This window comes from Microcoleus sp. Aus8_D2 (assembly GCF_036702665.1).
GTDB lineage: Bacteria > Cyanobacteriota > Cyanobacteriia > Cyanobacteriales > Microcoleaceae > Microcoleus.
Genome location: NZ_JAUBUN010000062.1, coordinates 1 through 8,775, shown reverse-complemented (window position 1 = coordinate 8,775; position 8,775 = coordinate 1). Strand labels below are relative to the sequence as shown.

At 46.1% G+C, this 8,775-nt stretch carries 8 protein-coding genes and 1 tRNA gene; 1 reads left to right on the top strand and 8 read right to left on the bottom strand.

All coding sequences use genetic code 11. The features are described from left to right. Positions 1–127 precede the first annotated feature (127 nt). The 3 genes from QUB64_RS30040 to pyk form a co-directional block, all read right to left on the bottom strand. Positions 128–2,551 carry a bifunctional serine/threonine-protein kinase/ABC transporter substrate-binding protein gene (locus QUB64_RS30040; protein ID WP_333269601.1) on the bottom strand — a complete coding sequence of 808 codons (2,424 nt, stop codon included), beginning with the start codon at positions 2,549–2,551 and terminating at the stop codon, positions 128–130. A gap of 471 nt (positions 2,552–3,022) precedes the next feature. Further along, positions 3,023–3,094 (bottom strand) — tRNA-Thr (locus QUB64_RS30035). 93 nt (positions 3,095–3,187) lie between these two features. Beyond that, positions 3,188–4,975: a pyruvate kinase gene (gene pyk / locus QUB64_RS30030; protein ID WP_333269600.1), complete on the bottom strand. Its 1,788-nt coding sequence runs from the start codon at positions 4,973–4,975 to the stop codon at positions 3,188–3,190. A gap of 428 nt (positions 4,976–5,403) precedes the next feature. Between pyk and crtR the strand changes: the two genes are divergently transcribed. Then, positions 5,404–6,294: a beta-carotene hydroxylase gene (gene crtR, locus QUB64_RS30025; RefSeq protein WP_333269633.1), complete on the top strand. Its 891-nt coding sequence runs from the start codon at positions 5,404–5,406 to the stop codon at positions 6,292–6,294. On the opposite strand, the gene QUB64_RS30020 is transcribed toward crtR, so the two are convergent. The 5 genes from QUB64_RS30020 to sppA form a co-directional block, all read right to left on the bottom strand. Further along, positions 6,273–6,512 (bottom strand): type II toxin-antitoxin system PemK/MazF family toxin, encoded by a 240-nt coding sequence (locus QUB64_RS30020; protein WP_333269599.1) that lies wholly within the window; start codon positions 6,510–6,512, stop codon positions 6,273–6,275. The genes crtR and QUB64_RS30020 overlap by 22 nt on opposite strands. A gap of 117 nt (positions 6,513–6,629) precedes the next feature. After that, positions 6,630–6,764 (bottom strand): hypothetical protein, encoded by a 135-nt coding sequence (locus tag QUB64_RS30015; protein ID WP_333394302.1) that lies wholly within the window; start codon positions 6,762–6,764, stop codon positions 6,630–6,632. Between the two features lie 63 nt (positions 6,765–6,827). Next, on the bottom strand, positions 6,828–7,019 hold the full coding sequence (locus QUB64_RS30010) for a DUF433 domain-containing protein (protein WP_333269598.1): 192 nt from the start codon (positions 7,017–7,019) through the stop codon (positions 6,828–6,830). A gap of 115 nt (positions 7,020–7,134) precedes the next feature. Further along, positions 7,135–7,542, bottom strand: a complete 408-nt coding sequence (aroH, locus tag QUB64_RS30005) for a chorismate mutase (RefSeq protein ID WP_442921732.1) — start codon at positions 7,540–7,542, stop codon at positions 7,135–7,137. Positions 7,543–7,823: 281 nt separating this feature from the next. Continuing rightward, positions 7,824–8,642 (bottom strand): signal peptide peptidase SppA, encoded by an 819-nt coding sequence (sppA, locus tag QUB64_RS30000; protein WP_333269597.1) that lies wholly within the window; start codon positions 8,640–8,642, stop codon positions 7,824–7,826. Between the last annotated feature and the right edge of the window lie 133 nt (positions 8,643–8,775).

Here is an 8,775-nt window from a genome sequence, read left to right as displayed (position 1 = left end):
GAAGAAGGACTAAAGTCCTCACTACAAACGGTTAATTAGGTTCGTAGTGAGGACTTTAGTCCTTTCTTCCTTCTGACTAATGACTGATGACTAATGACTAATGACTAATGACTAATGACTTCTAATATCAATCGCAATTTAAACCCGCCGCTGCCGCTGTCGGAAATTCGATCGGCACAAAAGTCACCCCAAACTGCTGCTTTGAACACTTGACAATATGCACTAATTTAGGACTAAAATTTTTGCGCTCGCTTGCGTCAAACTGAATTGTTCCTGTGGCTCCGGTAGCGCTAAAATTTGGATCTGCCATAATTTTTTGCATCCTTTCCCGACTGGGTTGCTGCTGATTTTCTATCGCTTGAATCAGCGTCTTCGCCGCATCGTAGGTTAACGCAGTTCGGTGACTGACACCCCCTTTCCAAAGCTGGCGGCTATCTTCAATAAATTTGCCATTGGGAGAATTTAAAGGATGCCAAGAAACTGCTGCTGCGAATTTCTCAAAAGACGGTAACTGACTGGCAGCTTCTAAGATTTTTTGACCGTATATTCCTCCGGTTCCTACAACCCAATTGCGGTCTAGATTGGCTTGGAAAAGTGCAATCGCATTCTTGACTGCGATCGGGACGTGACTCGGACTTAAAACAATCGTTGTTTTTTCTATTTCCCCTGCTTGCCTGACTTCTTGGATTGCTTTTTTAACGTCAAAGTCGCTTTTTGATAGATCGAATTCGGTGATATTTGCGATAGTTCCTCCCCTTTCTCTAAACTGTTTTCTGAATTCTTCCCAAAAAGTCGAAGTGGATTCGCTGCTGGAGTTGTAGAACCCAGCAACCTTGGTTTGACCTTGCTTTTCAATCAGATATTTCGTGAATACTTCAACACTAACTTTAGTCCGAGGCACAGTCCTAAAGAAAAATTGCCGCCGTTTTTCTCTGACTTCTTCCGTTGTACTCCCTGGGGAAATTAATACTAAATGATTTCCGTTGTAAATATCGACTGTATGCGCTGTGTTTTGGTTAGTGTAGTGACCGATCGCACCCAAAACACCTGTGAGTTTGACTAGGGAATTAGCACGGGCGATCGCCTCTTCTTTGAGATTGGCATCATCGGCAATTATGACTTGTAAACCTTTGCCTTTAATAATTTGATTCTCCCGAACATCTAAACCATTTAGATTGCGTTCTAGCTCAGCATTGAATAATTTTAAATTAACTTCCGTTTGCGCTTGAGCCACTCCCCGCAATATTTCTTGAACCAAATCGATTTCGGCTCTACCTTGTGGGTTTATGCGAACAGGAACGATAACGGCGATTGTGTAATAATCAGCTTTTTTAGCCTTGAGCAAGGCATTATTAATGTAAATTAAGGTCTCTGGATCTTTTCGTTCTTCTTCAATCCACGACCTTTTGAAAAAGTTAAATGCTTCCCGATAATTTTGTTTGGCAAATTCATTGACTCCGCTTTGCTTTAATCGAGGGTTCGAGGATTTAAGGATAGATTCTTCACCGCAGCTTAAAGCATCACCTTGCATGAAAAGGCAAGTTTTTGGGGTAAGAATGTTGTGGAGCAAAAGGGCGATCGCACTTCCGGCGATAATTCCCGCAACTCCCAGCAGTAGCAAGCGAAAGTGCGATCGCTCGTCGGATACGGGCGGATCTTCTGGCGGTGGCTGCGGTGGTGGTGGCGGTGGCGGCGGTGGCTGCAATGTGGCGATCGAATTCAAATCCTGCAAAACTTCAGCCACAGATTGGTAGCGATTAGCGAAGTGGTAGCGCACCATTTTATTTAAAAATGCTTCCATGTCGTCACTAATCTGTACCATAGGGCGATCGGGAGTAGAATAGCGCCAAACGATATCACCCAGCCCCGAATCTATCAAGAAATCTTGAGCAGGATGCAAGCCAGTTAAGCCTTCAATAGCAATAATACCCACAGCATAAATATCGCTACAACGCCGAGGATGGCCCTTCAATTGTTCGGCTGGCGCATATCCTTCCGTATAAATAGTTCTGCTTCTAGTCTCTCCCGAATCTGTGATTTCCAAGGAACTAATTTCTTTCACCGCCCCAAAATCAATCAGAACTATTCTGCCATCGCAATCACGCAGAATTAAGTTAGAAGGAGTGATATCGCGGTGAATGACATTGTGTTCGTGAACAAAAGCGATAACTGGCAAGATATCCTGCAAAAATGTAATTACTTGCTCTTCATTCCATTGGGTATTTTGATTGAATTCTTCCCTGAGTGGATGTCCTTCAATGTATTCTTGAATTAAATAAAAATGGTCATTTTCTTCAAAGCTATCGAATAACTGCGGAATCTGCGGGTGTCCGCCCAATCGGTGCAAAGCTCGAACTTCTCTTTCAAATATCTCCCTTGCTTCTGGCCAGAGTCGCGGATCGCTTGGCTTCCTAATTTCCTTAACGACGAATAGGCGATCGTCGGGTATGTCTGAATCCATAGCTGTATATGTCCTCCCAAACCCTCCCCGACCTAATTCCCTGACAATTTTGTAACGTTTCCGCAGGATGTCTCCTGGTTGCAGGCACATAAATTTTTTGTTGTTTCTTAACTGGCTGCGATCGTCCAGATTGATTGTACAGCATTTTTACAGAGCTTTTTGTTGACTTTCTGTAAACTTTTATCAAAACTACAGTAATGCCAAGTGCGATCGCGATCGATACTTGATTCAGTTACACGCGATCGTATTCTACTGGGAGCAACAGCCGTGTTTTTGAATAAATTTTGCTGCTAAAAGTGCTTTAGTTATACCAATTGTCAAAAATATGATTGCAGCATAAATTAGAGGATCTCACCTGTAGGGAAACGGCACTGCCGTGTCCGGCGGGAAGTTATGGCAATGACAGATAATTTCTATACGTTTAATAACCGTAGCAACAATTTTGCACGCATGATATTAATCAATTACAAAACAAATGAATCAGGACTAAAGTCCGCACGATCGAACCTAATTAATGGTGAAATTTATGGCTTTAGTTTCGTAAAAATCGCTGAAACCCAAAGCCGATGGCGGGATTTGAACCCGCGACCGACCGATTACGAATCGGTTACTCTACCACTGAGCTACATCGGCACAGACAATTTAGAAATATAGCACAAATTCAAGAAAAAAGCAATGAGCTGTAGAATTTAATTAAAAACTCTACAACTCATAACTCAGAACTTCTTAAACAGCAAGTTCTCCATCTGGTGAGCCGCCTCTGGCGCCGGAATAAACTAAGCCCCGCTGCATATCCAGCGTCAGCATAGTTCCGTCCCGAATTACCCGCATGGCATTGTCCACGCCCACCATCACCGGCACGCCCAAACGCAAACCGATAATCGCCGCGTGAGAAGTCAAACTTTCCTCTTCCGTCACCACACCGGCGGCTTTGCGAATCATCTCCACAAAATCGGCGCTGGTGCGTTCTACTACCAAAATGTCTCCTGGGTGGAAATTCGCTACATCCGCAGCCGTGCGAGCAACCCTGGCCATGCCGCTCACTGCTCCTAAACCGACACCTGTACCTTTACCTAAAACGGCTGTCACTACTTCAACTTTAATCAAATCCGTCGATCCGGCTACCCCTTGCAGAGTACCGGCAGTCATTACCACTAAATCTCCGTCGTACAGCAAGTCTTTTTCCTGGGCGACATTGATTGCAGATTGAAATGTCTGGCCTGTGGAGGGCAAATCGAGCACCAGCAGGGGTTTGACTCCCCAGACTAATTGCAGTTGTCGGGCTACGTCTACGTGGGGAGTAACTGCCAAAATCGGAGTTTGCGGTCGGAATTTCGAGACATTGCGGGCTGTAGAGCCGGTTTTGGTCAGCGTCATAATCGCCGCTGCGTTCAACTGTTCGGAGATTTGGCTGACTGCTTGGCTGATGCCGTTGGGGATCGATCGACCGACATCTTCTACATTTCTAATATTGCGCTTAATTCCTTCCCTCTCAATCCGCACCGCAATTCTCGCCATCGTCGCCACCGCTTCAACGGCAAATTTACCGACAGCGGTTTCATTGGAGAGCATCACCGCATCGGTTCCGTCGAGAATCGCGTTAGCTACGTCGGAAATCTCGGCGCGGGTGGGACGGGGATTGCTCACCATGCTGTCGAGCATCTGGGTAGCGGTAATCACCGGAATCCCCATGCGGTTGGAAGTCGCAATCAAGCGCTTTTGCAAAATTGGCACGTCTTCGGCGGGCAGTTCCACGCCCAAATCGCCCCGGGCGACCATCACGCCGTTGCAAAGGGCGAGAATTTGTTCCATTTGTTCGATCGCCTCGTGCTTTTCGATCTTAGCAATCACCGGTACTTGCTTGCCCGCACTGGCAATCAGCTCTTTAATTTCGAGCATATCCTGGGGGTTCCGCACGAAGCTCAGGGCTACCCAATCCACACCTTGGTCGAGGCCGAACATTAAATCTTTGCGGTCTTTATCCGTGAGCGCCTTAATTGACAGGTATACTCCCGGAAAATTGACGCCTTTGTTGTTGGAAAGCGGCCCGCCGACGACCACGCGACAGTACAATTCTCCCGCGCCGCGGTCTACTTTTTCGACGCGCATTTCGACTTTTCCGTCATCCAGCAGAATCATCGCTCCTTCTGGGACTTCCGAAGCTAGGGGCTCGTAGGTGACGGAGGAAATCAGCTCTGTGCCGGCCACCGGGCGACTGGTCAAAATGAAAGGATCGCCGTTTTTGACAACTATAGAGCCTGTTTCAAAGCGCCCCAAACGAATTTTCGGGCCTTGAAGGTCTTGGAGGATGGCGACCGGCTGGTTGAGTTCAAAGGACGTTTGTCTGATTAAGCGAATGCTGCGCTGGTGGTCATCTTCTGTTCCGTGGGAAAAGTTGAGCCGCAAAGTTGTGGCACCAGCTTCTATGAGGTTGCGCAACACTTGTGGGTCGGAGGTAGCAGGGCCAATGGTGGCGACAATTTTAGTTCGGCGTAGAGCTTTTGGCGGTTGCATGAATTGAGATGGGGTGGCTGGAGGATTTATTGTTTAAATTTCGACTAACGTTTCATTTTTCAGTACAAGCAATGAGGCCAGTCTGAACTCTTAAAAATTTTGATACTCGTCAAAACAGCAGGAATTGACCACTATATAGAATATCTGACTTTTTACCGATCGGTAATCTTTTCTTGGCGATCGGCTGTTTGATAAAATATTTCCGCTCCCAGCCTTGACATAAATACAGATATACCCATTAATTTTAGTTGGGCTGCTTTGCCCTTTGGCTAATCGAGGATTGGGATCGTTTCACAGCAGCAATACTTTGCTTCGGGTGCAAATGCTCGTGTCTGGCGATCGGACTCTGTTTTTTCACCAAACTTTACTATTGGGAGACTTGTATCTTATACTACGCAAGTGTGAAATATTAAGGAGTGTTAACAAAGATGTCGGAGGCAGGACGGCCGCTGACAGTGCCGAAAGAGTTTCTGAGTCCTCCGGGTGACTTCAATCCGACGCTGCTGTTGTTTTTGAGTGCATTAGCGACGATCGCGATTTCCTTTGTGGGTTACTGGTACGGAAACTGGCCGGATTGGTGTTGTTTTTTGCTGAACGTGCTGGCGTTGCACATGGCTGGAACCGTGATTCACGATGCGTCTCACAATGCGGCGCACCGCGATCGTACAATTAACGCTATTTTGGGACACGGTAGCGCGCTGATGTTGGGCTTTGCTTTCCCGGTATTTACGCGGGTACATATGCAGCATCACGCCCACGTTAACGACCCAGATAACGATCCAGACCATTATGTTTCTACTGGCGGGCCTCTGTGGCTAATTGCTGCGAGGTTTTTTTACCACGAGATTTTCTTCTTTAAGCGCAAACTGTGGCGGAAATACGAACTTTGGGAATGGTTTTTCAGCCGTTTGTTTGTGATCGGAGTGGTTTATATCTCAATTCAATACGACCATTTAGGCTACGTGCTGAACTTTTGGTTTTCGCCTGCTTTAGTGGTAGGGTTAGCCTTGGGGTTATTTTTTGATTATTTGCCGCACCGTCCGTTTCACGAACGCGATCGCTGGAAAAATGCCAGAGTATATCCGAGTCCAATTCTGAATATTTTAATTCTGGGACAGAACTATCATTTGATCCATCATTTGTGGCCTTCAATTCCTTGGTACAATTACAAGCCAGCTTACGAAGCTGTGAAGCCGCTGTTAGATGAAAAGGGTTCTCCTCAAAGTCTGGGAATATTGGAAGGTAAAAAGGACTTTTGGAGTTTTATATATGACATCTTTTTAGGGATTAGGCTGCATCACAAGAAAGCCACTGAATGACAAAAACCCGGTTTCTTCGAGAAGCCGGTTTTTTTATCAGAAGGAAGAGGGAAGAAGGAAGAGGGAAGAAGGAAGAGGGAAAAACAATTTTTTTTATGTGGAACGGGCATCTTGCCCGTTTCAAAACTTGACGCATTTATCGAATCATTGCTAACAATAATGGCTGGGCGAGTCCCTGCTTGTTCTGAACCTTGAACGGGTTCTATAGCGGTTCTCAAGCGTGCTGAGATATGCCCTATGCCCTATGCCCTATCCCCTATGCCCTATGCCCCATGCCCTATGCCCTATAGTAACTCATCTTTCGCTTGAAAGGCTATAGATTAACATCATAAACTTCACCGCGTCTCATATTCAGACTCACCTATCAGCAAAGCTTCCCAGTCCGCCGCCTCAAATTCTTGACAAATTGCCAAAGCTTCTGCTTGATATTCTGTATCGTTTGCCATTTCTGAAAAGTCGGCATAAATCACTCGCTCTGGCTGGAGACTTCCTAAATGTTGAGGTTCGCTATTTTTATCAATTACCTCAGCACCCTAGGCAATACAAGCAAGAATATCCTCTCGCTCTATACTTGGATACTGCTGAATAATTTCCTCGATTGTTGCTCCGCTAGCTAGGCAATCTAAAATCAGGGAAACCCAGATGCGATGTCCCCGTATACTGGGCTTACCAAAACATATATTCGGATCGATCGCAATCCGAGATAATAGATTTGTTCTGTTCATACAACATCCTCCTGTACTAAGGATAACACAAAAGATTTGCCGATTCTAAATCAGTTAAAAATCAACCCACCATTGCTGGTGGGTTAACTCTTGAATCAATCAAAAAGTGATTTTCTTATTTTTCCCCAGCAACCGCGACGGCTAAATTCCAATCGGGCCGCAAATTTTGAGCTCCGCGCAAATAAGGATGATAAATTTCGGTGTGTGCGGGCCAATTGACGTGAATTAAAAAGCGGATGCAGCGTTCTAAAGAACCCTTAACGTACATTTGCTGGACATCCAACAAAGGAACATTGCACCAGCGGGGACGTTCGCGGGCGATCGCGGCCGGAAACACAGCATCCAAATCGCGAGTAGCAGTAAACGTAGCACTAATAATTAATTCCGGATCTAAATTATTTCTTGTTTCTAATTCATCTAACAGTTCTCTCACCGCTTCTCGAATTGCTTCTACCGAATTATCGCTAGCAGTTGTTGCCCCGCGAATCGCCCGCACTTGCCACTCCACGCAAATATTCTCCATTTTTTATGATTAAGTCATTAGTCATTGGTCATTGGTCATTAGTCATTAGTCATCAGTCATTGGTCATTGGTCATTAGTCATTAGTCATTAGTCATTAGTCATTAGTCATTAGTTGGTTGTGAGCTATTAGCTGTGATGTGTCTGCTATCAGCAATCTTTACTTGTTATTTGCTGACAAAGGACTAAGGACTAAGGACTAAGGACTAAGGACTAAGGACTAAGGACTAAGGACTAAGGACTAAGGACTGAGGACTAAGGACTAATGACTAAGGACTATTTAATCACGGGCGATACAGCCACAACGGTAAACCGCTAGTAGAAATCTCAAATTCCAGCAAGTTCTTGTAAGCCCAAAGCCCGGATGTATCCAGACTACTCCCCAAAACGCGATTTAGGAAAGGTTTTTGTTTTTCTAGCGTGCAGCATTCGGTTTTTTCCGGGTCGAGGCCTGCGAGTTCGGCTGTCAGGCGGCGGGCGTCCTCTTCTGTTCCCAGCCGATCGACCAAACCCAATTCTAAGGCTTGCTGGCCGGTAAAAACGCGACCGTCGGCAAATGTTTTGACATTTTCAACGGTGAGTTTCCGGGCTTCGGCGACGGTTTCGACGAATTGCTGGTAGCTGGTGTCGATCAAATCTTGGAGAATTTGCTGTTCGGGCTCGGTTAATTCTCGATCGAATGCCAAGATATCTTTATACGGCCCCGATTTAATCACCTGAAAAGAAACGCCGACTTTTTCCAACAACCGTTCCAGATTGTTACCCCGGATAATCACGCCAATGCTGCCGGTAATTGTACCGGGATTAGCCACGATATGGTGAGCTCCCATACCGATGTAAACTCCGCCAGAAGCTGAAATATTGCCGAAACTGGCGACTATTTTGATTTTTTCGCCCAAACGCTTGAGGGCGCTGTAAATTTCCTGGGAATCGCCGACTGTACCGCCGGGGCTGTCTATCCGCAGCAGCAAGGCGGGAAATTTGCGTTCTTCAACGGTTTTAAGGGCTTCGAGAACTCGTTTGCGGGTTTCTCCGGCGATCGCACCGGTGACTTCGATGCGGGCGATTTGTTTGCGGTAGCGGGGCTTGAATGGCCAAATCATGAGCTGTTTCGGGCAATGTTACTTTTTGTATCTCACTTCTAGTGTGCCTTATGTGAAGGAATCGGGAATCGGGAATCGGGAATCGGGAATCGGGAATCGGGAATCGGGAATCGGGAATCGGGAATCGGGAATC

Coding starts and splice junctions, on each gene's coding strand:
- sppA (WP_333269597.1), bottom strand. CDS start 8,642: ATGATTTGGCCATTCAAGCCCCGCTACCGCAAACAAATCGCCCGCATC.
- QUB64_RS30010 (WP_333269598.1), bottom strand. CDS start 7,019: ATGAACAGAACAAATCTATTATCTCGGATTGCGATCGATCCGAATATA.
- aroH (WP_442921732.1), bottom strand. CDS start 7,542: ATGGAGAATATTTGCGTGGAGTGGCAAGTGCGGGCGATTCGCGGGGCA.
- QUB64_RS30040 (WP_333269601.1), bottom strand. CDS start 2,551: ATGTGCCTGCAACCAGGAGACATCCTGCGGAAACGTTACAAAATTGTC.
- crtR (WP_333269633.1), top strand. CDS start 5,404: ATGTCGGAGGCAGGACGGCCGCTGACAGTGCCGAAAGAGTTTCTGAGT.
- pyk (WP_333269600.1), bottom strand. CDS start 4,975: ATGCAACCGCCAAAAGCTCTACGCCGAACTAAAATTGTCGCCACCATT.